The organism is Microbacterium sp. MYb54 (assembly GCF_002979515.1).
GTDB lineage: Bacteria > Actinomycetota > Actinomycetes > Actinomycetales > Microbacteriaceae > Microbacterium.
In genome coordinates this window covers 197,638-221,364 of the sequence record NZ_PCPA01000005.1, presented here as the reverse complement: position 1 = coordinate 221,364, position 23,727 = coordinate 197,638, and the positions used below count along the sequence as shown (strand labels likewise).

Annotated in this window: 23 protein-coding genes; 6 read left to right on the top strand and 17 right to left on the bottom strand. The window is 68.8% G+C overall.

The features are described 5' to 3' along the window. Nucleotides 1–32: 32 nt before the first annotated feature. Nucleotides 33–1,400, bottom strand: a complete 1,368-nt coding sequence (gabT, locus tag CQ040_RS08100; RefSeq protein ID WP_105528187.1) for a 4-aminobutyrate--2-oxoglutarate transaminase — start codon at nt 1,398–1,400, stop codon at nt 33–35. 98 nt (nt 1,401–1,498) lie between these two features. Here gabT and CQ040_RS08095 point away from each other — a divergent pair, with 98 nt between their 5' ends. After that, a complete protein-coding gene (locus CQ040_RS08095) occupies nt 1,499–3,007 on the top strand; it encodes a PucR family transcriptional regulator (protein ID WP_105528188.1) in 1,509 nt (502 codons plus the stop codon). Nucleotides 3,008–3,102: 95 nt separating this feature from the next. Here CQ040_RS08095 and CQ040_RS08090 read toward each other — a convergent pair whose 3' ends face one another. From CQ040_RS08090 to CQ040_RS08065, 6 genes are read right to left on the bottom strand one after another with little or no spacing between them, the layout of a single operon-like run. Further along, nucleotides 3,103–3,975, bottom strand: coding sequence for a MurR/RpiR family transcriptional regulator (locus CQ040_RS08090; protein ID WP_258131632.1), 873 nt, complete (start codon nt 3,973–3,975; stop codon nt 3,103–3,105). Next, nucleotides 3,956–4,771, bottom strand: a complete 816-nt coding sequence (phnE, locus tag CQ040_RS08085) for a phosphonate ABC transporter, permease protein PhnE (protein ID WP_105528190.1) — start codon at nt 4,769–4,771, stop codon at nt 3,956–3,958. Before phnE (CQ040_RS08085) ends, CQ040_RS08090 begins: the two co-directional genes overlap by 20 nt. Further along, on the bottom strand, nt 4,768–5,595 hold the full coding sequence (gene phnE, locus CQ040_RS08080) for a phosphonate ABC transporter, permease protein PhnE (RefSeq protein WP_105528191.1): 828 nt from the start codon (nt 5,593–5,595) through the stop codon (nt 4,768–4,770). Before phnE (CQ040_RS08080) ends, phnE (CQ040_RS08085) begins: the two co-directional genes overlap by 4 nt. Beyond that, complete coding sequence (gene phnC / locus CQ040_RS08075) at nt 5,592–6,395, bottom strand: phosphonate ABC transporter ATP-binding protein (protein ID WP_181156788.1); 804 nt, start codon at nt 6,393–6,395, stop codon at nt 5,592–5,594. Before phnC ends, phnE (CQ040_RS08080) begins: the two co-directional genes overlap by 4 nt. Nucleotides 6,396–6,417: 22 nt before the next feature. Then, nucleotides 6,418–7,407 carry a phosphate/phosphite/phosphonate ABC transporter substrate-binding protein gene (phnD, locus tag CQ040_RS08070; protein ID WP_105528204.1) on the bottom strand — a complete coding sequence of 330 codons (990 nt, stop codon included), beginning with the start codon at nt 7,405–7,407 and terminating at the stop codon, nt 6,418–6,420. Nucleotides 7,408–7,450: 43 nt separating this feature from the next. Continuing rightward, nucleotides 7,451–8,086, bottom strand: coding sequence for an HAD family hydrolase (locus CQ040_RS08065; RefSeq protein ID WP_105528192.1), 636 nt, complete (start codon nt 8,084–8,086; stop codon nt 7,451–7,453). A gap of 118 nt (nt 8,087–8,204) precedes the next feature. Between CQ040_RS08065 and CQ040_RS08060 the strand changes: the two genes are divergently transcribed. Then, nucleotides 8,205–8,858 carry an amino acid deaminase gene (locus tag CQ040_RS08060; protein ID WP_258131706.1) on the top strand — a complete coding sequence of 218 codons (654 nt, stop codon included), beginning with the start codon at nt 8,205–8,207 and terminating at the stop codon, nt 8,856–8,858. Nucleotides 8,859–9,002: 144 nt separating this feature from the next. Here the strand turns inward: CQ040_RS08060 and CQ040_RS08055 are convergent, their stop codons facing one another. After that, on the bottom strand, nt 9,003–9,410 hold the full coding sequence (locus CQ040_RS08055) for a riboflavin kinase (protein ID WP_105528193.1): 408 nt from the start codon (nt 9,408–9,410) through the stop codon (nt 9,003–9,005). Continuing rightward, the gene (locus tag CQ040_RS08050; RefSeq protein WP_051250960.1) at nt 9,407–9,916 is read right to left on the bottom strand and encodes a flavin reductase family protein; all 510 of its coding nucleotides are present in this window, start codon (nt 9,914–9,916) and stop codon (nt 9,407–9,409) included. The genes CQ040_RS08055 and CQ040_RS08050 overlap by 4 nt, the downstream gene beginning before the upstream one ends. 103 nt (nt 9,917–10,019) lie before the next feature. Here CQ040_RS08050 and CQ040_RS08045 point away from each other — a divergent pair, with 103 nt between their 5' ends. Continuing rightward, nucleotides 10,020–10,625 carry a PadR family transcriptional regulator gene (locus CQ040_RS08045; RefSeq protein WP_028502412.1) on the top strand — a complete coding sequence of 202 codons (606 nt, stop codon included), beginning with the start codon at nt 10,020–10,022 and terminating at the stop codon, nt 10,623–10,625. A gap of 2 nt (nt 10,626–10,627) precedes the next feature. On the opposite strand, the gene CQ040_RS08040 is transcribed toward CQ040_RS08045, so the two are convergent. The 8 genes from CQ040_RS08040 to CQ040_RS08005 form a co-directional block, all read right to left on the bottom strand. Next, a complete protein-coding gene (locus CQ040_RS08040; protein ID WP_105528194.1) occupies nt 10,628–11,512 on the bottom strand; it encodes a ribokinase in 885 nt (294 codons plus the stop codon). After that, nucleotides 11,505–12,884 (bottom strand): NtaA/DmoA family FMN-dependent monooxygenase, encoded by a 1,380-nt coding sequence (locus tag CQ040_RS08035; protein WP_105528195.1) that lies wholly within the window; start codon nt 12,882–12,884, stop codon nt 11,505–11,507. The genes CQ040_RS08040 and CQ040_RS08035 overlap by 8 nt, the downstream gene beginning before the upstream one ends. Before the next feature lie 144 nt (nt 12,885–13,028). Beyond that, complete coding sequence (locus CQ040_RS08030) at nt 13,029–13,877, bottom strand: ABC transporter permease (protein ID WP_029260973.1); 849 nt, start codon at nt 13,875–13,877, stop codon at nt 13,029–13,031. Further along, entirely contained in the window at nt 13,870–14,667 is a 798-nt protein-coding gene (locus tag CQ040_RS08025; protein WP_105528206.1) for an ABC transporter ATP-binding protein, read from the bottom strand. Before CQ040_RS08025 ends, CQ040_RS08030 begins: the two co-directional genes overlap by 8 nt. Further along, complete coding sequence (locus CQ040_RS08020) at nt 14,667–15,770, bottom strand: ABC transporter substrate-binding protein (RefSeq protein ID WP_258131707.1); 1,104 nt, start codon at nt 15,768–15,770, stop codon at nt 14,667–14,669. Before CQ040_RS08020 ends, CQ040_RS08025 begins: the two co-directional genes overlap by 1 nt. Nucleotides 15,771–16,049: 279 nt before the next feature. Beyond that, complete coding sequence (locus CQ040_RS08015) at nt 16,050–16,661, bottom strand: TetR/AcrR family transcriptional regulator (RefSeq protein ID WP_028502418.1); 612 nt, start codon at nt 16,659–16,661, stop codon at nt 16,050–16,052. 37 nt (nt 16,662–16,698) lie between these two features. Further along, nucleotides 16,699–18,255: a glucoamylase family protein gene (locus tag CQ040_RS08010; protein WP_105528197.1), complete on the bottom strand. Its 1,557-nt coding sequence runs from the start codon at nt 18,253–18,255 to the stop codon at nt 16,699–16,701. Nucleotides 18,256–18,467: 212 nt separating this feature from the next. Further along, the gene (locus tag CQ040_RS08005; RefSeq protein ID WP_105528198.1) at nt 18,468–19,919 is read right to left on the bottom strand and encodes a helix-turn-helix domain-containing protein; all 1,452 of its coding nucleotides are present in this window, start codon (nt 19,917–19,919) and stop codon (nt 18,468–18,470) included. A 133-nt stretch (nt 19,920–20,052) separates the two neighbouring features. On the opposite strand from CQ040_RS08005, the gene aceA reads away from it, so the two are divergent. The 3 genes from aceA (at nt 20,053) to CQ040_RS07990 (ending at nt 23,727) form a co-directional block, all read left to right on the top strand. After that, entirely contained in the window at nt 20,053–21,378 is a 1,326-nt protein-coding gene (aceA, locus tag CQ040_RS08000; protein WP_105528199.1) for an isocitrate lyase, read from the top strand. A 124-nt stretch (nt 21,379–21,502) separates the two neighbouring features. After that, a complete protein-coding gene (gene aceB, locus CQ040_RS07995; protein WP_105528200.1) occupies nt 21,503–23,173 on the top strand; it encodes a malate synthase A in 1,671 nt (556 codons plus the stop codon). A 122-nt stretch (nt 23,174–23,295) separates the two neighbouring features. Beyond that, entirely contained in the window at nt 23,296–23,727 is a 432-nt protein-coding gene (locus tag CQ040_RS07990; RefSeq protein ID WP_105528201.1) for a hypothetical protein, read from the top strand.

Here is a 23,727-nt window from a genome sequence, read left to right as displayed (position 1 = left end):
GGGTCAGACCGCGCGGGAGCGCGGCCTGCACGTCATTCCTTCGTCGCGGCGAGTGCCGCAGCGACGATGTCGATTCCTTCGTTCAGCAGGTCGTCGCCGATCGAGAGCGGAGGCAGGAAGCGGATGACGTTGCCGTAGGTGCCGCAGGTGAGCACGATCACGCCCTGGGCGATGCACGCCTTGGCGACGGCAGCCGTGAGAGCGGCATCCGGTGCCTTGGTCTCGGGGTCGACGAACTCGGCGGCGATCATCGCACCGTGGCCGCGGATGTCGCCGACGCGCGGGTCGTCCTGCTGGATCGCGGTGAGGCGCTCGATCAGGATGGAGCCGATCTCCCGCGCACGCTCGATCACACCGTCGTTCTCGAAGACGTCGATCGACGCGAGTGCCGCTGCACACGCGATGGGGTTGCCGCCGTAGGTGCCGCCGAGGCCACCGGAGTGCGAGGCATCCATGATCTCGGAGCGACCGGTCACGGCGGCGAGCGGAAGGCCGCCGGCGATGCCCTTGGCCGTGGTGATCAGGTCGGGCTCGATGCCGAAGATCTCGCTCGCGAACATGTGACCCGTGCGGGCGAAGCCGGTCTGCACCTCATCGGCGATGAAGACGACGCCGTTCGCGCGGCACCAATCGACGATCGCCGGCAGGAAGCCGTCGGCCGGGACGATGAAGCCACCCTCGCCCTGGATGGGCTCGATGATGACAGCGGCCAGGTTGTCGGCGCCGATCTGCTTCTCGAGCTGCAGGATGACGCGGGCCGCAGCGTCGCCGCCGTCGAGCCCGTCGCGGAACGGGTACGACATCGGTGCGCGGTAGACCTCGGGGGCGAACGGACCGAAGCCGCTCTTGTACGGCATCGACTTGGCGGTCAGCGCCATGGTCAGGTTGGTGCGGCCGTGGTAGCCGTGGTCGAAGGCGACGACCGCCTGGCGACCGGTGTGCTTGCGGGCGATCTTGATCGCGTTCTCGACGGCCTCCGCCCCGGAGTTGAACAGGGCGCTCTTCTTCGCGAAGTCACCGGGGGTGATGCGGTTGAGCGCCTCGGCGACGCCCACGTACGACTCGTACGGCGAGATCATGAAGCAGGTGTGCGTGAACTGCGCGGCCTGCGCGGCGACGGCGGCTGCGACCTTGGGGTGCGCGTTGCCAACGGTGGTCACGGCGATGCCGGATCCGAGGTCGATGAGCGAGTTGCCGTCGGCGTCCACCACGACTCCGCCACCGGCGGCGACGGCGGCGATCGGCACGGTGTGACCGACACCGGCCGCCACGGCATCCGCCTTGCGCGCGAGGATCTCGGCCGAACGAGGGCCGGGGAGGTCCGTGACCAGGCGACGCTCCTGCGGGAGGTCGGGTCCGCCGAGAGGGACTGCGGGGGCTGCGGTGTCGAGGAGTGCCATGTTCGCGAGCGTACGGCGGCGTCACAAACGGTCGCACTCACCGATCTGTACAATTTGGATAAGGATTTCACCCGCGTGTACAAGAGTCGGAGAACGTCATGGCCGCAAGCGCTGAACCGACGCTTCGTGCACTCCTGCAGCGCCGCGACCTCGGCCTCGCCCTCGTCCCCCTCGAAGCCGACATCCCGGAGGGCGCACTCGACCGCCCGTTGCGGTGGGTGCACAGCTCCGACCTCGCCGATCCCACACCGTTCCTCTCCGAAGACCTGGCGCTGCTGACCACCGGCACCCAGTTCGATGAGGCCGTCAGCATCGACACATATGTCGGACGCCTCGCCGACCGTGGCGTCCTCGGTCTCGGCTTCGGCACCGAGGTGCACCGCTCCGGCATCCCTGAGGAGCTCGTGGCCGCCTGCGCCGCGCACGGGATGCCGTTGTTCACGGTCCCCTATCGCACGCCGTTCATCGCCGTCGCCCGCGCGCACTCCGAGACCATCGCCGCCCAGGCATACGCACGGCGGTCCTGGGCACTCGACACCCAGCGCGCTCTCGCCCTCGCAGCCCTCCGCCCGCACGGCCTCGACGCGACGATCGCAGAACTCGGCCGCAGGCTCGGCGTGTGGGCGGGGATGTTCGACGCCGCGGGTGCGCTCACCCTCTCCCACCCTCGGGACGCGGTCGGCCCACCGGTCCTCGACGGGCTCGGCGACCGTGTGATGGAGATCCTGACGCGTGGGCTCGAAGCCGGGCAGTCGCTCAGCATCGATGAGCACTCGTTCATGCTGTTCACGGTCGGGCGCGGCGGACACCTCCGGGGAGTGATCGCATTGGCCCTCGACGCGCTCGACCCGGAAGCACGGTCGGTCGTCACCTCGGTCATCGCCATGGCCGGGCTCGCGATGGAGCAGAGCGAGCAACTCGCCAGGAGTCGTCGGCGCCTGCACGCCCAGCTGCTCGGGTCGCTGCTCACCGACGACCCTGCCCTCGCCAGGCGTGTTCTGGGAAGCCTGCCTCCCGCCCCGGTGGTCGTGGCCGTCGCCGCAGACGCCCCGGCCGGGCCGATGGCGGAGTGGTGGGAACGGCACCGCGCCGAGCACGGCACCTCGGTGTTCCTCGCCGAATCCGAAGACGGCGTCACGATGTGCATCTCCGTCGGCGACGACGCCCTGCTCGACGAGGTCGCCGCCCGCTTCGGCATCCGCATCGGCGTCTCCGACCCCGACACGTACGACTCGTTCGCTCGCGCACACGCGCAGGCCCTCACCGCGCTCCGCCAACACGGCACGCACGGGGTCGCCCGGTACGCAGACACCGTGGGCTCGAGCATCCTCACCGCCCTCGCGACAGACGAGGCGCGCCTGGTCGCCGAGTCGCGCCTCGCGCCGGTCCGCGAGCACGACGCCCGCACCGGTGCCGAGCTCGAACGCTCGCTGCGCACCTGGCTCGAGCACGACGCCAGGGCCGAATCCGCCGCAGCAGCCCTCGGCGTGCATCGGCACACGCTGCGCTCCCGCATCACCCAGGCCGGGGCACTGCTCGACATCGACCTGTCGACCTTTCCCGCCCGCGCCGAGCTCTGGACGATCCTGCAGACCGCCCGCGACTGAGCCCTCGGCGAGCCGTTCCGGTCGCACTTCCTGCCGCCCCGACGCCGTGCGTGCGACCGGAAGTGCGACCGGAACGCCGAGAACGTGCGATCGGATCAGTCGGTGGCGCCCTCGCCGAGGTTCGCGGAGACGACCTCGAGCGCATGCGCGCGTGCCAGAACGGCATCGTCACCGCGTTCGGCCGTGACGGCAGCGGCGAACACCTCGGCGAACACGAGGTAGGCCACGCGGGAGGTGTGCTCGAGCTCGTCGCGGAAGCTCACCCCGGTGGGGGCGATCACGAGCGACAGCGATGCGACCTCGGTCAGCGCCGAGGAGGCGAACGAGGTCAGTGCGATGACCGTCGCCCCACCCAGGGCCGCTGCGGTCGCGACACGCAGGCTCGCCTCGTTGGCGCCCGATCCACTCACGACCAGGCACACGTCCTCGGAGGTGAGATGGCGAGCCGCGATCTGCTGGGCGATGGCGTCGGCGATGAACTCCGCCGAGCGTCCGGCGGCGGTCAACCGCATCGAGAGGTCGTTGGCGATCGGTGAGGACAGACCGTTCGCGAGCACGAGCACACGGCGAGCGGATGCCGAGAGCCGCACGGCTTCGGCGACCGCATCCGGGTCCAACAGGCTGGCGAGCGCGGGGAGCGAACCGGCCAGACGGTCGATTTCTCCCCGCATGCGCCCGAGAACTCCGGGACCATGATCGACAGCCGCCTCACCGGGCCCGCTGCCGAGTTCTGAGGCCAGCGCGACCCGCAGCTGCGGGTACCCGCGGTAGCCGATGCCCTGGCAGGTGCGCACCACGGTGGCTCGTCCGACACCGGCCCGATCGGCGAGCTCCTGAGCCGTCCATTCCACGACCTCGTCGGCCGATTCGACGATCAGTTCGGCGACGCGACGCTCGGCGGGCTGCAGCGTGTTGAGCACGGCGGCGATGCGCGCCGTGGGCGGGGCACTAGGCGAGAACACGGGCACGGGCTCCCTCCATGATCCGGCGACGGATGGCACCGGAAGCCGCATCGATCAGCATCGTCACCACGACGACCACGATGAGCAGGACACCCACCGTCGACCACTCACGGTACTGGGTGTAGGAGGTGAGCATGTCGCCGATCCCGCCGACGCCGATGAGTCCGAGCACGGCCGAGGAGCGCACGTTGATCTCGAAGCGGTAGAGCCAGAACGACCAGAACGTCGGCTCCGCCTGCGGCCACACCCCCCAGCGCAGCACCTGCAGGGTGCCGCCACCGGCTGCGCGCGCTGCCTCGATCGGCCCGCGCGGCACGGCCTCCACCGCCTCGTACCCCCACTTGCCGAGCGTGCCGACGCCGTTGATCGCGAGAGCGAGCGCCCCGGTGAAAGGGGTGAGCCCCGTGACCGAGAGGATCACGATCGCGATGATGATCTCGGGGACGGCACGGATCAGTGAGAACAGTCCGCGCAGGAGCGTCCGCAGCCAGGCCGGACCGAATCCGCGAGCGGCGAGCAGGCTCAACGGTGTCGCGAGCAGGATGCCGAGGATCGTGCCGACCCAGGCCATCTCGATGCTGCGCCAGGTCTGCCACAGTGCCTCCGGCAGCTTCTCCCAATTGGGGTCGGCGAACATCAGGAAGGTATACCGGATGATCTCGGACGGCAGGTCGGCGAGGCGTGACCAGTCGATGTCGATCGACCAGAAGGCGAGCACGACGATGCCGGTGACGAGAGCCCAACCTGCGATCAGCCAGGGCCGCCGGGGCTTGGCAGGGATGACGGTGAGCGCCGCGCTCATACGAGCCTCCGTCGGATGGCGTCCGAGACGAGGTCGATCACGATGACGACGATGAGGATCTCCAGGATGATGAGCGAGAGCTGGTCGTAGCGGTAGAACGTGCGCACCGCGTCGATGAGCAGACCCATGCCGCCGGCTCCGACGAGACCGAGCACGGTCGAGGCGCGCACGTTCAGCTCGAACACGTACAGGGTCTGGTTCGCGAAGGCGGGCCAGGCATCGGGCAGGGCGAGCGTGCGATTGATCTTGGTCTGTGTCGCACCCACCGCGCGTCCGGCCTCGAGGGGGCCGCGGTCGTTGGTGTCGATCGCCTCCGAGACGAGTTTGACGATGATGCCGACGTTGAACAGCAGCAGCGCCAGGATGCCGGGGAGCGCGCCCACCCCGACCATCGCGACCAGGATCGCGGCATACAGCAGGTCGGGGACACTCCGGATGACGTTGAGGATGCCGCGCACGATGATGCGCACCGGCGTATTCGGGTTGGTGGCGCGCGCGGCCCAGAAGCTGAGCGGCAACGAGACGAGTGCACCGATCGCCGTCGCGATCACGGCCATCTGCAGCGTCTCGACCAGAGGTGCGACGGTGCGGGGGAAGAAGCTCCAATCGGGCAGGAGCAGCTTCACGATCTTGTCGGCGCCGTTCTGCCAATTGCGCGCGATGGCCGAGAAGTCGACGCCGATGCCGATCACCGGCAGGCACATCACGACCGTGACAGCCACGACGGCAGCCAGGATCACCGGTCCCTTCCACGCGCCCGATGGTCGGGCGGGGATGTCGAGGGTGGGGATGTCGAGCGTGGCGGACTCCGGGGCGCTGCTCATGCGTCCAACCGATCGTCGGGGTTGAGCGAGCGGCCGTAGATGCTCTCGAAATCGGCATCCGTCGCACTGGTCGCCGGACCGTCGTAGACGATCTCGCCGGCGCGCATGCCGATCATCCGCGCACCGTACTCGCGGGCGAGGTCGAGGAGGTGCAGGTTCACGAGCACCGTGATGCCGAGGTCGCGGTTGATGCGGCGCAGGTCGTTCATGACGCCATGGGCGGTGGGCGGGTCAAGGCTCGCGACCGGCTCATCGGCGAGGACGATACGGGGTTCCTGCGCGAGAGCGCGGGCGATCGCGACGCGCTGCTGCTGGCCGCCGGAGAGCTCGGAGGCGCGGGAGTGCAGCTTGGGCAGGATGCCCACGCGATCGAGCGCGTGATACGCGAGCTGCTTGTCGGCTTCCGGGTAGAGGCCCAGGAGTGTGCGCCAGAGCGGCGTGTGCGCGAGGCGCCCGACGAGCACGTTCTGCAGCACACTCGCGCGACCTGCGAGGTTGAACCCCTGGAAGACCATCCCGATGTCGCCGCGGAGGCGGCGAAGCGTGCGCGGCGAGGCGCCGCTCACCCGATGCTCCCCCACGTCGAGCGTGCCGGTCGTGACCGGCACGAGCCCGTTGATCGTGCGGATGAGCGTGGATTTGCCTGATCCGGAGAGCCCGACGACGGCGACCATCTCGCCGGCCCCGATGTCGAGGGAGACGCGATTCAAGCCGATGGTGCCGTTGGGGTAGCGGACCGTGACCTCGTCGAGGCGGATGGACCACGGCGTGGACGCCGCAGCCGGAGCTGCGGCGTCCACGTGCTGGATCTGATCGGACAATTTACTGGAGCCCCAGGGCCTGCGCAGCGCGGGCCACGACGTCGAGCGAGTCGGGGTCGGCCGGCGCGAGCTTGGTGATCGAGTAGATGCTGGTGAGGATCTCAGAGCCCTCCGGGGTGTTCGAGAAGTCCTCGAGCGCCTTCGTGATGCGGTCCTGCAGCTCGGGCGAGAGGTCGGACGAGAGCGCGACGCCGTCGTTCGGGATCTCCTCGGTCATCGCGAAGACGACGACCTTCTGGCCGACGTCGGGGGTGTCCTTCGCGACGATCGTGCGCGCGTCCCAGAAGCTGAAGCCCACCTCGGCGTCACCGTTGTAGACCGCGAGCACCGAGGCGTCGTTCGCGGTGACCGGGATCTGCTGGATGTCGGTGTCGGTGTCCAGGCCCGCCTCCTGCAGCGCGAGGATCGGGTAGATGTAGCCGGCGGGTGATCCGGGGCCGAGCACCGCGACCTTCGCACCCTTGACCTTGTCGATGCTGTCGAGCCCTGCCGGTCCCTTCATCGCGTCGGCGCCGTTGCAGAACAGCATCCCGTCGCGCTCGACCGGCTCGTCGTCACAGTACTTGTCGGGGTTGTTGGTCATGAACTGCGCGGGGTAGGTGATGTTGCCGTTGCGCTCGGTCTGCAGCACGACCTTCGCGTCGTACATGTCGTTCGCCTGCCACAGCTGCAACGACGGCAGGAAGCCGATCTGCGCCTGGCCGGCGCCCATGGCCTCGACGGCGGCCTGATAGTCCTTCGAGACCACGCCGGTCACGTCGATGCCGAGTTCCTTCGTGAGGTAGTCGGTGAGTGGCGCTGCGGTGTCGACGAGTCCATCCTGATCCTGCGAGGGCACGAGGGCGAGCACGATCGAGTCGGGGTCGGCGACGGGAGCTGCGGAGTCGTCGGGCGCTGCGGTGCTGCTGGAACAGCCGGCGAGCGCCACGGTCAGCAGGGCGCCGACCGCGACGACGCCCGCTGCGGAGGAGCGGAAGAGAGAGGTACGCATGTTCATCCTTCGATGGGGGTGGGTATGTGAGGGAGGGAGGGGCTCAGCCACGCAGCCAGGCTTCGAGCTGGGGAACCAGCGTCGAGAACTCGGCGGCGCGGAAGGTCGGGGTGGCGTCGGGGTCGGAGAATCCGCCGATCAGCGCGGTCGCGTGGCCACGGGCGTGCGCGGGGGCCAGGTCGTTGTGCCAGATGTCGCCGATGCTCAGCACCCGGGCATTGTCGGGGAGCTCGACGAGCAGCGCTTCGAGTCCCTGGGGCTTGCCGGCGCCGGTGACGATCCGGTCGAACAGGCCGCCCAGCCCCAGGCTCTCCAGCGCGTCGACGATCCGGATGTCCGGCGCGTTCGTGACGAGGATCCGCTCGGCGTCGACCGATGAGAGGAAGTCGACGAGGCCATCCGGTGCGGTGATCGGAGCGTCCGGGGTGCCGAGCTGCGCACGGCTGGCGAGGTAGGCGGCACTGAGGAGGCGGGCATCCGCTCCCCTGGCCTCGGCGACCCGGCGCACCGCGTCGTAGCCGTCGAGCGAATCACCACCACCGGCGGCGAGGGCCGCGCGGGTGTCGTCGAGGAAGGCATCGTCACCGAGGCCGGCAGCGACCTGCTGTGCGTAGGCGAGGACCGGACCGTCGCCGAGTGCGATCGTGCCGTCGAAATCGAAGAGGAGAATGGAGTTCACGGAGTTCTTTCTGTGGGGACGCTCCGTCCAGCATGGGGAACGATTGTGGACAGAAAGTCCCGAACGCGTGAACGCCGTGTGAACAATCCGTCCACGCGACTCGCGTATGGTGAGCGCCGTGTCCGAACTCGAAAAGCTCGCGAAGGCGGCGAACCTCGCCGCAGACGGAACAACCTCCGGCGCCCGCACCGCCATCGATGCCCTCCCGTGGCTGGCACCCGCGATCCGTGAGGACCGCAGTGTCGGCCGCTTCGCCGCGTGGGGTCGATCGACGGTGGTCGATGAGAACACGGGTGTGGCGGTCATCCCCCGCACACTGTTCGAGGAACTGCATGAGCGCGCGGGCATCGATGCAGACTGGCCGCTCGGCAACGCCGGGCTCTTGCATTGCTACGGCTACCTGCTGTCGCTGGAGCCGACGCCTTACGGACTCAAGCGGGACCGCTGGACCGAGGGCGCACTGGCCAGGGCATGCCACCTGCCCCCGGACGCGTTCCACCCCTGGCTCGAGGGACCGACGCTGCTCGCGCGAGCCACCTCTGCGGCGACCGCACTCTCAATCGATCCGACCGTCGGCGCACGCCAGGGCATCGGCGGACGAGAGGCACACTTGGCGCTCAGCGCCGCATGCGGCCAGGCCGCGCTCACCTACGCGGTCGCCCCGGCCGTCGGCACCGCACCCCTGCTGGTCACGATGTTCCCGGTCGCCGACGCTGCTGCCGCCCTCACGGAGTTCCAGACGGATCCGCGCCTGCGCTGGAACGCCGTCTAGCCCCGGCCTTTCCGTCCAAGCCCGGCCTCTCCGTCCGGTGGGGTTCCGGTCGCAGTTGCGGCCGCGCACACGGGCGCCAGCGCGGCAACAACTGCGACCGGAACGAGGGTCAGGAGCGGGTCTGCGCGCGACCGGAGCAGAAGATCAGGGACGGGTCTGCGCGCGACCGGCGAGCAGCAGTCGACAGCGGACGACGTCGTCCGCGGTCTGCGCGATCAGAGCGTCGACACCGTCGAAGCGCAGGGTCGGGCGCAGGCGGGCGATGAGGGTCACGGCCAATCGGCGACCATACAGGTCGAGGTCCACATCATGCAGATGCACCTCGACGCGTCGCTCGCGGTCGCCGTCGAAAGTCGGATTCGCTCCGACGCTGACGCTCGCCGCCCAGGGGTTCACATCGTCGTCGATGTGAACCCATGCCGCGTAGATCCCGTCCGCCGGCAGTTCACCGTGATCGAGCGCCAGGTTCGCCGTCGGGAAGCCGAGCTCACGCCCCCGACCGTCACCCGGGACGACCACTCCGACGATCGTCCCGAGCGGCGAGGCGCTCACGCGCTCTCGGGGGCTGCGATGGAGCGGTAGCGGCTCTGGTGGAAGACGAGCGGCTCGACGTCGTCGAACAGGGTGATGTCGGCGATCTCGTACAGCGCGATCTCGTGGTCCCCGCCGTCGAAGGTGCTGTGCAGGCGGCAGGTGAGCCAGAGGGCGGCATCCGAGATCAGCACGGCCCCGCCATCGGTGCGCTTCCAGTCGTGCCCGCCGAACCTGTCGCCTTCCCGCGCCGAGAGCGAGCGGCTGAGCGGCTCGTGGTGTGCGGCGAGCACGCTCATCCCGAGCTCGGGCACCGTGCGCAGCACCGGCCAGGTCTTCGAGGTGCGGGCGGCGCTGATGGCGACGAGTGCGGGTTCGAGCGAGATCGAGGTGAAGGAGTTGACCGCCATCCCGACGGCTCGATCGTCGATGTGCGCGGCGAGGGCCACGACACCGGTCGGATACACCGAGAAGGCCCGGCGGAGGGCGAGGTCGCGCGGCAGGGCGTCGGTCACGGCAGTCGTCATTTCGGCTTCCTTTCGTTAGTCAACTTTGACTAGTTTTGATAATAGGCAATTTTGATCATGCAAACAACAGGAATCTGCGATGCCAGCCGTTAGCATGAGGGGCATGTCGACCACCCGCCTCGTCGTCCTCGGCGCCGTGAAGCAGTTCCAGCCCGTGCACGGGTACTTCCTCCGCCGCGAGCTGATGACCTGGCACGTCGACGAATGGGCGCACATCCAGCCCGGATCGATCTACAACGCCCTGCGCGCCCTCGAGGTCGACGGCTACATCGCCGAGAGCGGCACCGAGGCCGAGGGCAAGCGCCCCGCCCGCACGACGTACCGCATCACTCCGGCCGGCGAGGTGGAACTGCAGCGGATGCTGCGCGAGAACCTCTGGAACGTCGCAGCCTTCGACACACAGGCCATCATGACGGTCGCCTCGTTCATGTTCGTGCTGAGCCGGCAGGAGGTGATCGCCGGTCTCGAGCACCGCCTCATCAAGAGCGACGCGATCATCACGCAGAACGGCTTCGACGTGCAGGACACGCTGCGCTCCGAGACGACGCCCAAGTACGTGCGGGAGATCTTCGACCTCTCCACCGCCCGCCTCACCGCCGAGAAGCAGTGGCTGCTCGATCTGCTGGAGCGCTTGCGCGGCGGCGAGTACACCTTCGCCGGCGAGACGGTCGAGGGTGCGGCGCCGACCGACGCCGCACCCTCGAACTGACCTCAGCGCGACGAGACGAGCGCTGCGATCGACGCGGGCGAGAGCTCCTGCGTCGTCGCCCCGCGATGCTGAGCCACCACGGCTCCGGCGGCGCATGCTCGGACCAGAGCATCCTCGATGCACTCCCCTTGGGAGAGCGCTGCGGCCAGCACACCGCAGAAGGCATCGCCGGCACCTGTCGAGTCCACCGGATCGATCCGGAACGCATCGATGTGCAAGGGCTGCTCGTCCGTGCGGTGCAGGGTCACTCCCCCGGCACCTTGCGTGAGCACGACGGTCCGCGCTCCGGCCGCATGCAATCGGTCGATGCCGTCGAGCTCGGCGCACTCCGTCTCGTTCACGACCAGCACATCGACATCGGCGAGCATCCCGATCGTCGCGGCGTGTGCGGGCGCGGCGTTGAGGATGGTCAGAGCGCCGGCTCCCCGCCCCGCACGCAGCGCGGCGGCCACGCTCGGGACGGGCACCTCCAGCTGCGCGAGCACGACCGCTGCTCCCGCGATCCCGGCGACGGCGTCATCCGGGGCGAGCTCGGCATTCGCACCGGCCGCGACGATGATGCTGTTGTCGCCGTCGTCGAAGGCCAGCACGTGGGCGACGCCGGTCGGAGCATCGGCACTGCGGCGCACGGCCGCCACCACTCCGGCATCCGCCAACGTCTGCTGCAGCACGTCAGCCGCCTCATCCGCTCCGACGACCGCACAGAACCGGGTGGGCGCCCCGCTGCGGGCGGAGGCCACCGCCTGATTCAGGCCCTTGCCCCCGGAGAAGCGCCCACCCGACCGGCCGAGCAGGGTCTCGCCGACGCGGGGAGGGCGCGAGACCTCGACCACGAGGTCGAGGTTCGCGCTCCCCACGACGGCGACACCGGTGAGGGTGTCAGACACGCGACATCGTCCGCCGGTACTGCGATCCGGTGTGCGAGTCGGCGAGCGCGGGGGTCGGCGTGCCGATCAGACGCTCGCGCAGCGACTGCGGCTCCGACGAAGGCTCGACGATCGCGCCGCGCTCCTTGAGGATCGGCAGCACATGCTCGATGAAGTCGACCGTCGATGCCGGCGGGATGACGGGGGCGAACAGGAATCCGTCGAGGTCCGCGCCGGCGGCGAGCTCGATCATCCGGTCCGCCACCTGCTCGGGCGTGCCGACGATCGGACGGGCACCGACACCGTGCGCGTGCCAGTCGCCGAGCACGTCGCCGACGGTCTTGTCGGCGAAGCGCGCGACCTGCGTCTGCGAGAGCTCGGTGCTGAGCTCGGCCATCGGCGTGCTCGGCGCATACGCCGAGAGGTCGAGGCCGGTGAACCACGCGTACGAGGCGACCGTGACATCCGGGTTCTGCGCGTCGGCGACTTCGGCGTACTTGCGCCGGGCCTCCTCCTCCGTGCTGCCGACGATCGCGGCGAACGCCGACATGATCTTCACCTCGTCAGCCCCGCGACCGTTCTTGACGGCCTCCTCGCGGATCGCCGAGGAGTGCGCACGCAGCTGCTCGACCGAGCCACTCCCGACGAAGATCGCCTCTCCGTGCTTGCCGCCGAACTCACGGCCTGCGGGAGACGCTCCAGCCTGGAACAGCACCGGGGTGCCCTGCGGCGAGCGCTGCGTGTTGCCGTAGCCGTGCGAGCGGAAGTAGGGGCCGTCGTGGGCGATGCGGTGCACCTTGGACGGGTCGGCGAAGCGGCCGGACTTGTCGCGCTCCAGCGCCCCCTCTTCCCATGACTGCTCCCACAGCTTGTAGACGACCTGCATGAAGTCGTCGGCCATGAGGTAGCGCTCGTCATGTCCGACCATCGGCACGCCGAAGCCCTGCACCGCGGTATCGGCCGTGCCGGTGGTGACCACGTTCCAGCCGATGCGGCCGCCGGAGAGGATGTCGAGGGTCGCCATGCGGCGCGCGAACGAGTAGGGCGGTTCGAGCAGGGTCGAGCCGGTGGCCACGAGGCCAAGGCGCGTGGTCTCGGGGATGAGCGCGGCGAGGATGATCGCCGGGTCGAGGCGCGGCAGGTCGAGGCCCTCGACGGAGCAGATGTCGGGACGCTCACCCGCGACGTCGGCCCAGCCCCAGGCATCCGCGAGGAACAGGAAGTCGAACCCGGCGTCCTCGACCATGCGCGCGGTGTCGCGCCAGTACTCGAGCTTGTCGAACAGGTAGCGCCCGTTGTCGGGGTGCCGCCAGGTCGCGGTGCCGGAGTCGTTCGCCTGCGCGTTCTCGAAGAGGCCGAGACGCAGCGGCTTGACGGTGTTCTGATCGGTCATGTGCGGGTGCCTTCCTTGTGGGTGGTTCGTTCTGGTGGTTCCGGAGTCGTTCTGGTGGTTCCGGAGTGGTTCTGGAATGATTCCGGGCACGCCGGAGGAACCCCGGGACGGGTGGGGGCGCCCGTCCCGGGAGGCGGGTGCGCGTCAGCCCTTGGCCGTGACCTCGCCGTCGCTCCACCAGAGCACGCGCTTGCGCACCAGGGCGAGGACGATGATCAGCAGCACACCGAGCAGGCACAGCAGGGCGATGCTGGCCCAGGTGACGGGCAGGTTCGCCTGTGCGGCCGAGGTGGTGACGAGCGAGCCGAGACCGGCCTGCTGTCCCGCCGCGACGAACTCGGCGACCGCAGCACCGACCACCGCGAGCGGCAGCGCGATGCGGAGACCGGCGAACACGTAGGGCATGCTGCCGGGGAAGCGCAGCTCGCGGAAGATCTCCCACCGCGAGGCGTGCAGCGTCTTGAAGACGTCCATGGCCTTCTGGTCGACGTCGCGCAGACCCGCCAGCGAGTTCACGAGCATCGGGAAGAAGACCACGAGCCCCGTCACGATGAACTTCGGCACCATGCCGAACCCGAAGGCCACGACCAGCGCCGGGGCGATCGCCACGATCGGGGTCACCATCACGATGATCACGAGCGGCATCACGGCGCGCTCGATGATCTGGAACTCGGCCATGACCACGGCCAGCAGGAAACCGGCGAGGATGCCGGCGGAGGCACCGACCACCACTTCGAGCAGCGTGACGAGGAAGTTCGACCAGTACATGCCGGCGTCGTCGACGAGGCTGCCGCCGATCGCCTCCAGCGTCGGGAGCACGTACGGGTTGGTCCAGGCCACGACCTGCCAGAGCAGCGCGGCGATCACGAACGTGATCAGAGTCGGACCCCACGATCCCCAGCGCAGCCAGGCGGGGATGCCCCGATGCGGCTGGGCCTTCAAACGGGCGGTCGCGAGTGTCGCGGTCGTGTCTCTCATCGTCAGCTCAGACATGGGCCTTCTCCGTCTGCGCGCGCAGCGCATCGCGCACGACTGCTTCCATCTCGCGGAACTCCTCCGTGGCATACGACTGCTCGTCGCGCGGCCGCGGCAGGTTCACATCGATCACCTGGGCGATGCGCCCCGGGTGGGCGGCCATCACCACGATGCGGTCGGAGAGCATGATCGCCTCCGGCACCGAGTGCGTGACGAACATGACGGCCTTGCGGTTGGACTGCCAGAACTCCAGCAGGGCGATCCGCTGCAGGTCGCGGTTCATCTCATCGAGCGCCGAGAACGGCTCGTCCATCAGCATGATGGCCGGGTCGAACACGAACGCCCTGGCGATCGCGGCGCGCTGCTGCATGCCGCCCGAGAGCTGACCGGGATACTTCTTCATCGCCTGTCCGAGCCCGAACGTCGCCAGCAGCTCCTCGGGGTCGCGCAGCGCCCGCCCGGAGTTCGCCTTCGCGTTGATGCGCACCGGCAGCTCGACGTTCTCGCGCACGGTCTTCCACGGCAGCAGTGCGGGCGACTGCGGCACGAGGCCGATCTTCTTGTCGCGCGAGGCCGCGGTGACGCTCTCGCCGTCGATCGTGACGGTGCCGGAGTCGGCGTCGAGGAGGCCGGCGACCACCTTGAGCAGCGTGGACTTGCCGCAGCCGCTCGGACCGATCACCGACACGAACTCGCCCATGCCGATCGTGAGGCTCACATCGTCGAGCACCGTGACCTTCGCGCCGTCCGCACCGAAGGACTTCGAGACGTTCCTGACCTCGACGCCTGCGCCCTGTGCGACCGACATCACTTCGCCGGCCACGTCAGGGTGTCGCCGTCGTAGAGGTCGGCGACGAGGTCGGCGTCCATCATGTCGGCGATCGCGGGCAGGTTCTTGACGTCGCCGTACTTCTTCACGAGGGCGTACTCGGGCTCCCACATGGACTCGTTCTGCACGCCGGGGTTGCCGCCGGCGCTCTCACGCACCCACGCGGACTCGACCTCCCACGTGCGGGCGAGCTGGTCGCGCGGGAACGCGGCGCCCTGGTTGTTGTCCTCCGCCAGCTTCGCGAGCTTGTCGATGCAGGCATCCGACTCGTCGAGGCAGTACTGCAGCGCCTTGAGGCTCGCCCGCATGAAGTCGGCCGCGACCTCGCGGTGCTCGTCGAGGAAGCGGGAGTTGACCTCCATCACGTTGTACGTGCCCTCGACACCGAGGTCGGAGGGGAGGAACTCGCTGAACGGCAGGCCCTGCGCCTTGAGCGACTGCGGCTGGTTGGAGGCGTAGCCGACGATCGCGTCGACCTGCTCGCGCACGACGACCGTGGGGTCGTAGTTGGTCATCTTCACCATCTCGACCTTCGAGACGTCGACACCGGCCTCGTCGAGCATGGCCGAGGCGATCGGGGTCAGGTTGATGAAGTACCCGAGCGATCCGCCCTCGAGGTCCTTGAGGCTCTCGAGCTTCTCGTTGCCGAAGATCGAGAACGGCGGGGTGGTGCCGTAGGTGGCGACCGCTGTGAGGTTCTTGCTGTTCGCCGCGGCCAGCATCACGTCGGATGCGGAGCCGAGAGCGGTGAACTGCGCCTGACCGGATGCCACGAGCTGCTGCCCGTTGGCGCCTGAGGCGTTGATCTCCACATCCAGGCAGAGATCGTCGAAGTAGCCCAGTTCCTCGGCGAGGAACACGTCGAGCTGACCGGCGCTGGCGGAGTAGCCGTAGCCGGAGATGTAGGTGATGGTACCGGCATCCTGATTCCGCTTGCAGGCGTCGGTGTCGCTCGCACTCGTGGGGGCGGTATCGCCGCCTGGCGTCTGCGCGGAGCATGCTCCGAGCGTCAGCGTGGCGGCGAGAACGCACGTCAGGGTGGCAGTGATGCGGAATCGGGTTTCCGCAGAGGAAGTAGCCATGAGGGTCCCTTCTCGGCCGTTCGTCATTGATGGCTCGACGAAAGTAACATAGTCAAGATTGACTAAGCAAGATCAAACTAACTTTTGACGAAACACTGCGCGTTCCCGGCGTCGAGTTGGCGTCGAGTTGGCGTCGAGTTGGCGTCGAGTGCACGGGAACTCGTCGAGTGCACGGGAACTCGTCGAGTGCACGGCGTGGCGACGCGCAGAAGCCGTGCACTCGGCGGGAACCCGTGCACTCGGCGCCGGCGCTCGGGAGCGCGAGAGGGCGGGAGCGCGTCAGCGAGGGTAGAGGTAGCGGGTGACGAACTCTTCGAAGAGGGGGACCATGTCGACCGACTCGTCCAGCAGCCACTGCAGCTGGATGCCGTCCATCACTGCACTGATCAGACGCGCAGCGAGCACGGGGTCGATGTCGTCCCGCACCTCTCCGGCTTCCTGCCCCTGGCGGAGGATCTCCACGGCTTCGTCAGCTCGGGCCCGATAGCGCGCGGCGAAGTCGGCGTGCGAGGGATGCTCGGGGTCGGTCGCCTCAGCCGACACGATGGCGTACAGCGAAGTGAGGCCGCGCGAGGTCTGGTTGTGGGCGACGACTCGCTTCGCCTGCTCGAGGAGCGTGTGCTCGGCGGGGTCGCCCGCCGCCGCGCGCACCTTCTCGTCGCGCTGGTGGAGCACTTCGGCGAACAGCTCTTCCTTGTCGGCGAAGTGGTGCAGGAGACCGGCCGGCGTCACACCGACGCGCTTGGCGATCTCCCGCAGGGACCCACCGTGGAACCCGGTCCGGGAGAAGACGACGAGCGCCTCGTCGACGATCGCCTGCCGTCGCGCCTGCCCTGTGGCGTAGGGGCCACGAGAACCACGCCCTGCCGCCGGCTGACCGTCCGCTCCCACCGCCCACACCCCTCCCTCGGGGTGGGGAGGAAGCGGCTCAGCCCTTGTAGCCGTCGCCTCCTGCTCCCCACGACGAGCCGAATTCCTGCTGTCGCATCGCGGGACGCAGAAGCTTCTCCATCTGGCGATCCACGAAGTAGTCCTTGAGCTTATCCTTCGTGAGCTCGTTGCCGATCGCCGCCATGATCATCGACTGGTCGAGCGACAGGTAGCGCTCGGCGATCGTGCCGCTCTTCACGGCGACCGCGTCGTAGAACCCGCCGGGACCATAGGCGCCGAGGTCGTTCTCGATGCCTTCGAGGTTGCTCAGCACACCCTTGCGGTCATAGGGCAGCGCGAGGAATGCCGCATGCGGCGTCACCACTCCGTCACCGAACTCGGGAGCGGGATTCTTGCCCACCGCGCACCCCGGCCGGTTGACGTCGACGTCGGTCTTCTCGGCGTCGGACGTGTAGCCGTCAGAGCGCATCCCCGCGATGTCGACGCCGTACTCCGCGTATCCGCCGAAGGGATTGCTCGCGGGCGAGAAGCCCCAGTACCCGTAGCCGGCCTCCTCGAGCCCATGCTGCTTCTGCACGGCGACCGTGATCGGATGGTTGAGCTTCCACGACTTCGGCCCCCACTTCGTCTCGGGGACGAGCAGGTCGGGCATCAACGACTCGAACATGCTGCCGCCCCAGCTCGGAACGAACGACATCCCGCCGTAGCTGTAGGCGCCCTCCCAGACCTCGACGCCGCTGTAGGTGCGGTACTCGCCCTCGGGGAGCTGCTCCTGCCAGGCCCAGTCGCAGCCCGGCGGCATCGTGCGGTGCGTGCCGTACAAGGCGGTCGCCGGGATCTGACCGTTGGCGATGCCGAGGTAGGTCGCGATGCGGCTCTCGCTCACGGTCGTGTCGTAGTGGTGGCACGTGTAGTACGCGGTCTCGCCCGATCCGTTGTACATCGGCGCCGCGACGTTGCACTCCGGCGGCGCCTCGTCCCAGAAGCCGCCACGGTTCGTGCCGGCGGGGAGGCCGGCAGCTCCGGCGGGATCGAAGAACGAGGCGAAGTCCATCGAGTCGTAGAGGGCGTCGGCCTGCACCGTGAGCGTGAGGTCGGCCTCGCGGACGATGCGCAGAGCCGCGGCGAGCCATCCGTTGTCCACGGTGCTGAGGAACGGATACACCGGATCGCCCGAGTCGGGCCAGGTCGACAGCTTCTCCCCCGTCGTCGGCGAGTACCAGTTGTAGAACATCCCGCTCGCGTCGTTGCGCTCGAGCCCTTCGAGGGTGTCGAGCGTGGCGGACATGCGGACGCGCGCCTCGTCGGCACCGATGATGCCGAGGTCTCGCGCCGTGACGGTCGACCACAGGTATCCGCCGATGTTCGTCGGCGAGGTGTAGGCACTGGGAGTCTGCAGATCGCCGGTGACGTTGTCGGAGGGAAGGCCCGTCTCCTCATCGGTCATGGCCACCAGGGAACCCCAGGTGTCCTGCGCCCAGCGCTTGAGTTCCGCGTTGCCCTGACGACCGTCTCCCGCCGCAGCCGGCCCGGCGAGGGCCAAGCCCGAGACGACCAGCCCGACCGTCGCCAGTGTGCTCATCCACCGCTTCATCGTGTCTCCTCATCGAGAACGGGCGCCGCTGACCGGAGCCACTCAACACGCGAAAACCTAACATGTGTTCAGTGTTCGCTCAACCCCTCTTCGCGAACGTTTCGCGGCTTCAGCGGAATACTGCCCAGTCGCCGTTCCGGTCGCGTTTGCTGTCGCTTTCGCGGCTCCAGCGCGACAGCAAGTGCGACCGGAACCACTCGAGCGGACCGCACTCACCGTGGCGCGTGCGCCTCCAGGAACTCGTACACGTCGGTCGTGTCGACACCCGGGAAAGCGCCGGTCGGCAGGGTCGCCAGCAGCGTGCGCGGGGTCTTCACGTTCGGCCAGGAGTTCTCGCGCCAGCGGTCCTCCAGGTCGGCGGGGGCCCGACGGCAGCACACCTCGACCGAGTGCTTCGAGACGCCGCGGTGCGGGGTGTCGCGCCCCACGAACCACTTCGTGTCGTCGAAGCGCACACCGACGCTCACCGAGTGCAGCCCCTCGCTCGACGACTCGACCCGCGCGGTGCACCAGTACGTGCCGTTGCCGGTGTCGGTGTACTGGTAGTACGGGTTGAAGCGGTCGTCCTCATCGAACACCACGCGCGAGGTCCACCGGCGGCAGCACATCTGCCCCTCGATGGCTCCGAGCCGATCGGTCGGGAAGTTCACGTCGTCGTTCTCGTACGCCTTCGTGATCGTGCCCGACTCGTGCACTTTGAGGAAGTGCACCGGAATGTCGAGGTGCCGCGTCGCGAGGTTGGTGAAGCGGTGCGCGGCGGTCTCGTACGACACCGAGTACGCATCGCGCAGGTCTTCGATCGAGATCGCCCGCCGCTGCTTGGCATCCTTCAGCGCCGGGACGACATGCGGCTCCGGGATGAGGAGCGCACCGGTCAGATAGTTGGTCTCGACGCGCTGCCGCAGGAACTCCGCGTAGCTGCGGGGCTCGGAGTGACCGAGGATCCGGCTCGACAGAGCCTGCAGCACCGCGGTGCGCGCATCGCCCTTCGCCGGCACGCTGCTCGACAGGTACAGCCGGCCGTTCGCGAGATCGGCGACGCTGCGGGTCGTCTGCGGCAGATCGGGCGCGTAGTGCAGGGTGAAGCCGAGGTAGGCGGCGATCTCGGATGCCGCGCGCTGGGTCAGCGGTCCACCAGGGTGCCTGACCGCGGCGAGGATCTCGGCCGCCTTCGCCTCGAGCTCGGCGAAGTGATTGTCCTGCCGCCGCATCAGGTGCCGCAGCTCGACGTTCGCCCGCCTGGCCTCCTCCGGCGTCGCGGCCCGCTCGTCTTTGAGCCGATCGATCTCACCGTGCAGCGCGAGCAGCGCCTTCAGCGCATCCGTGGGCAGGCTCTTCGCGATGCGGAACGGCTCGATGCCCAGCGCCTGGAACGTCTGCCCCTTCATCGCCCGCTCGAGTGCGATCTCGACCGCACTGCGCTCGTCGAGCGGCTCGCCCTCCAGCAGCGCATCGATCGTGACCCCGAGCGCCCGGGCGATCGTCTGCAGCTGGGTGAGCTTGGGTTCGCGCTTGCCGGTCTCGATCATCGACATCTGGCTCGGCGCCCGATCGACGGCGGATGCGAGGTCGTCGAGGGTCATGCCCTTCGCCGTGCGGAGCTGGCGGATGCGACGGCCGATCGTGAGGGCGTCGGTCTCTTCTGCAGCGTCGATGGTGCTCATGGGGCCGATTCTGTCACAGAAACAGAATTTCAGCCGATCTTCTCCTTCCGATCGGTCGTTCGAGGCGTCGAACTTCACTCACAGTGGAACCACGCCACACCGGCACAGCCGCCGGATCCACCGAGGAGACACCATGACGAACACCGCCAACACCCCGACGCCCCGCCCCGCCGGTCTGCGAGCCGGCGACCAGGTTCAGACGGCCGCCGAGCTCCAGGAGATCTGGGAGACCGATCCCCGCTGGGACGGCGTCGAGCGCACCTACTCGGCCGAAGACGTCATCCGCATCCGCGGCTCCGTTCGCGAAGAGGCCACACTCGCCCACCGCGGGGCCGACAACCTGTGGAACCTCCTGCACACCGAGGACTACGTCCGGGCGCTCGGCGCCTACACCGGAGGCCAGGCCGTGCAGCAGGTGCGGGCCGGTCTCAAGGCCATCTACCTCTCCGGATGGCAGGTCGCCGCCGACGGAAACCTCGCAGGTCAGACCTACCCCGACCAGTCGCTGTACCCCGCGAACTCGGTGCCGGCGGTCGTGCGCCGCATCAACAACGCGCTCATCCGTCAGGACCAGCTGGAGCACGCTGAGGGTGAGACCACGCAGGACTGGCTCGCACCGATCGTGGCCGACGCCGAGGCCGGCTTCGGGGGACCGCTGAACGCGTACGAGCTCGCGCAGTCGCTCATCCAGTCCGGCGCCGCCGGCATCCACTGGGAGGACCAGCTGGCCAGCGAGAAGAAGTGCGGCCACCTCGGCGGCAAGGTGCTCGTGCCGACCCAGCAGCACATCCGCACCCTGAACGCGGCCCGGCTCGCGGCGGACGTCGCGGGCGTGCCGACCGTCATCATCGCCCGCACGGATGCCCTCGCCGCCGATCTGCTCACCAGCGACGTCGACGAGCGCGACCAGGAGTTCACCACCGGCGAGCGCACCACCGAAGGGTTCTACCGGATCCGCCCCGGTCTGGAATCGGTGATCAGCCGCGGACTCGCCTTCGCCCCCTACGCCGACCTGCTGTGGGTCGAGACGGGCGAGCCCGACATCGAGCTCGCGCGCAACTTCGCCGCAGCCATCCACGCGCAGTTCCCGGGTAAGCTCCTGGCCTACAACTGCTCTCCGAGTTTCAACTGGAAGAAGCACCTGTCCGACGCCGAGATCGCGACGTTCCAGCAGGAGTTGGCTGACCTGGGCTACAAGTTCCAGTTCATCACGCTCGCCGGCTTCCACGCCCTGAACTACTCGATGTTCGACCTCGCCCGCGGCTACGCCGATCGCGCCATGAGCGCCTACGTCGAGCTGCAGGAGGCCGAGTTCGCCGCAGAAGCCGACGGCTACACCGCCACCAAGCACCAGCGCGAGGCGGGCACCGGCTACTTCGACGTCATCTCCACCGCGCTCAACCCCGACAGCGCGACGCTCGCCCTCGCCGGCTCCACCGAAGCCGCACAGTTCCACTGATCCCCACGCCCCCTCCACCCGGCGCTGGCGCGCCGCGCGGAGCCTCCGGGCGCGTGGCCCCTCTTCGTCGCGGTGCTCGACGCATTCGTCGCAGTACTCGACACGACTCAAAGGACTCACGATCATGACCACTCCCACCGCTCCCCCGACCACGGCTCCGATCCAGACGACCCAGCAGGGTCCGGCGATCGAGGTCACCGGCCCCCTCCGCAACCGCTACGAGGAGATCCTCACCCCCGAGGCGATCGCCTTCCTCACCGAGCTGCACCACCGGTTCGCATCCCGTCGCCACGACCGGCTCGCCGACCGGATGCGCCGCCGCTTCGAGATCGGCAACGGGCACGACCCCCGCTTCCGTGACGACACGGCGCACATCCGTGAGGACCGCGACTGGCGGGTCGCCGGCGCCGGACCCGGCCTCGAAGACCGCCGCGTCGAGATCACCGGGCCGACCGACCCGAAGATGACGATCAACGCGCTGAACTCCGGCGCGCGGGTCTGGCTCGCCGACCAGGAGGATGCCACGAGCCCGACCTGGAAGAACGTCATCGAGGGGCAGTTGTCGCTCCGTGACGCGATCCGCGGTGAGCTGTCGTTCACCTCGCCTGCCTCTGAATCCGGCCCTGGCAAGGAGTACCGCGTCACGGCGGAGCGCACGCCCACGATCGTGATGCGTCCCCGCGGGTGGCACCTGCCCGAGAAGCACATCGCCTTCATCGATCGCGCCGGTCGTCGTACCTCGGCATCCGGCTCCCTGGTCGACTTCGGCCTCTACTTCCTGCACAACGCGCAGGCGCTGATCGACGGCGGTCGGGGACCGTACTTCTACATCGCCAAGATCGAGTCGAGCGAGGAGGCGAAGCTCTGGGATGACGTGTTCTCGTTCAGCGAGGAGTACATCGGAATCCCGCACGGCACGATCCGCGCGACCGTGCTGATCGAGACGCTGCCGGCTGCTTTCGAGATGGATGAGATCCTCTACGAGCTGCGCGACCACTGCGCGGGCCTGAACGCCGGCCGCTGGGACTACATCTTCTCGATCATCAAGAACTACCGCGGCCGCGGGGCGCGCTTCGTGCTCCCCGACCGCAGCGAGGTCACGATGACGGTGCCGTTCATGCGGGCCTACACCGACCTGCTCGTGCAGACCTGCCACAAGCGGGGAGCCTTCGCGATCGGCGGCATGAGCGCGTTCATCCCGAACCGCCGCGACCCCGAGGTGACGGCACGCGCGATCGAGAAGGTCACGGCCGACAAGAAGCGCGAGGCCGGCGACGGCTTCGACGGTACCTGGGTGGCGCACCCCGACCTGATCCCCACGGCTCAGGCGGAGTTCGACGCCGTGCTGGGCGATCGCCCCAACCAGGTCGACCGTCAGCGCGACGACGTGCACGTGGAGGCACGTGACCTGCTCGACCTGCACATCGGTCGGCCGATCACGGCGCAGGGCGTGCGGGACAACGTGTCGGTCGCCATCCGGTACCTCGAGGCCTGGCTGCGTGGGCTCGGCGCCGTGGCGATCGACAACCTGATGGAAGATGCCGCGACGGCCGAGATCAGCCGTTCGCAGGTGTGGCAGTGGATCCACCAGGACCGCACCACGCAGGACGGCACCCCGATCACGGCGGAGTACATCGAGGGTCTGATCACGCAGGTGCTCGCGCAGGCGACGCGCAGCCACGGCGACCGCTACGACGACGCCGCGGAGATCTTCCGCGAGGTCGCCCTGCAGGAGGAGTTCCCCACCTTCCTCACGCTGGGCGCATACAGCCGGTTCCTGATCGACGAGGACTGAGCGCGCGGAAGAGCCCCCCGAGCTGCGGCTGATGCCGCGGCCCGGGGGCTCTTGCGTGTCCCGAGCCGGTGCCGTCACACGCGCCCGGAGCCGGTGCTGACAGGCGGGCGTAGCCTGGAGGCATGACCGACGTCTGGGCGGACATCGCCTCCGAGTTCCTGCACTTCTACCCGCGCGGCCGTCGGCTGCTCGCGGTCGCCGGGGCGGATGCCGAGCGCTCACGGCAGGCGGCAGACGACCTCACTGTCGCGCTGACGGCGTCGGGCCAGCAGGTCATCCGAGAGCACTCGCCGAAAGGCGAAGAAGCCGGGCTCCGCGCCGTGGTCACCGCGTTCCGCGAAGGCCCGAAGAGCGACGACATCCTGCTCGTCTCCGGGCCGACGACTCTGCTCGGCGAGCGCACCAGGGGCATGTGGAACTATGCGGTGTGGCAGCTGGCGGGCGATGAGCCGCCGCACACGGTCGCGGGTTCGATCGTCGATGTGACCGACCCCGCGCATCCGGTGCGACGGTTCGCCGACTACTGCGCGCTGCCTGCCTCCTACGGCGCCTGA

What these genes read in the sequence shown, in the direction of transcription:
- gabT (WP_105528187.1), bottom strand. Translation starts at nt 1,400, where the DNA reads ATGGCACTCCTCGACACCGCAGCCCCCGCAGTCCCTCTCGGCGGACCC.
- CQ040_RS08095 (WP_105528188.1), top strand. Translation starts at nt 1,499, where the DNA reads ATGGCCGCAAGCGCTGAACCGACGCTTCGTGCACTCCTGCAGCGCCGC.
- phnE (WP_105528190.1), bottom strand. Translation starts at nt 4,771, where the DNA reads ATGAGCGCGGCGCTCACCGTCATCCCTGCCAAGCCCCGGCGGCCCTGG.
- phnE (WP_105528191.1), bottom strand. Translation starts at nt 5,595, where the DNA reads ATGAGCAGCGCCCCGGAGTCCGCCACGCTCGACATCCCCACCCTCGAC.
- phnD (WP_105528204.1), bottom strand. Translation starts at nt 7,407, where the DNA reads ATGCGTACCTCTCTCTTCCGCTCCTCCGCAGCGGGCGTCGTCGCGGTC.
- CQ040_RS08050 (WP_051250960.1), bottom strand. Translation starts at nt 9,916, where the DNA reads ATGACGACTGCCGTGACCGACGCCCTGCCGCGCGACCTCGCCCTCCGC.
- CQ040_RS08045 (WP_028502412.1), top strand. Translation starts at nt 10,020, where the DNA reads ATGTCGACCACCCGCCTCGTCGTCCTCGGCGCCGTGAAGCAGTTCCAG.
- CQ040_RS08035 (WP_105528195.1), bottom strand. Translation starts at nt 12,884, where the DNA reads ATGACCGATCAGAACACCGTCAAGCCGCTGCGTCTCGGCCTCTTCGAG.
- CQ040_RS08030 (WP_029260973.1), bottom strand. Translation starts at nt 13,877, where the DNA reads ATGTCTGAGCTGACGATGAGAGACACGACCGCGACACTCGCGACCGCC.
- CQ040_RS08025 (WP_105528206.1), bottom strand. Translation starts at nt 14,667, where the DNA reads ATGTCGGTCGCACAGGGCGCAGGCGTCGAGGTCAGGAACGTCTCGAAG.
- CQ040_RS08020 (WP_258131707.1), bottom strand. Translation starts at nt 15,770, where the DNA reads ATGGCTACTTCCTCTGCGGAAACCCGATTCCGCATCACTGCCACCCTG.
- CQ040_RS08010 (WP_105528197.1), bottom strand. Translation starts at nt 18,255, where the DNA reads ATGAAGCGGTGGATGAGCACACTGGCGACGGTCGGGCTGGTCGTCTCG.
- CQ040_RS08005 (WP_105528198.1), bottom strand. Translation starts at nt 19,919, where the DNA reads ATGAGCACCATCGACGCTGCAGAAGAGACCGACGCCCTCACGATCGGC.
- aceA (WP_105528199.1), top strand. Translation starts at nt 20,053, where the DNA reads ATGACGAACACCGCCAACACCCCGACGCCCCGCCCCGCCGGTCTGCGA.
- aceB (WP_105528200.1), top strand. Translation starts at nt 21,503, where the DNA reads ATGACCACTCCCACCGCTCCCCCGACCACGGCTCCGATCCAGACGACC.
- CQ040_RS07990 (WP_105528201.1), top strand. Translation starts at nt 23,296, where the DNA reads ATGACCGACGTCTGGGCGGACATCGCCTCCGAGTTCCTGCACTTCTAC.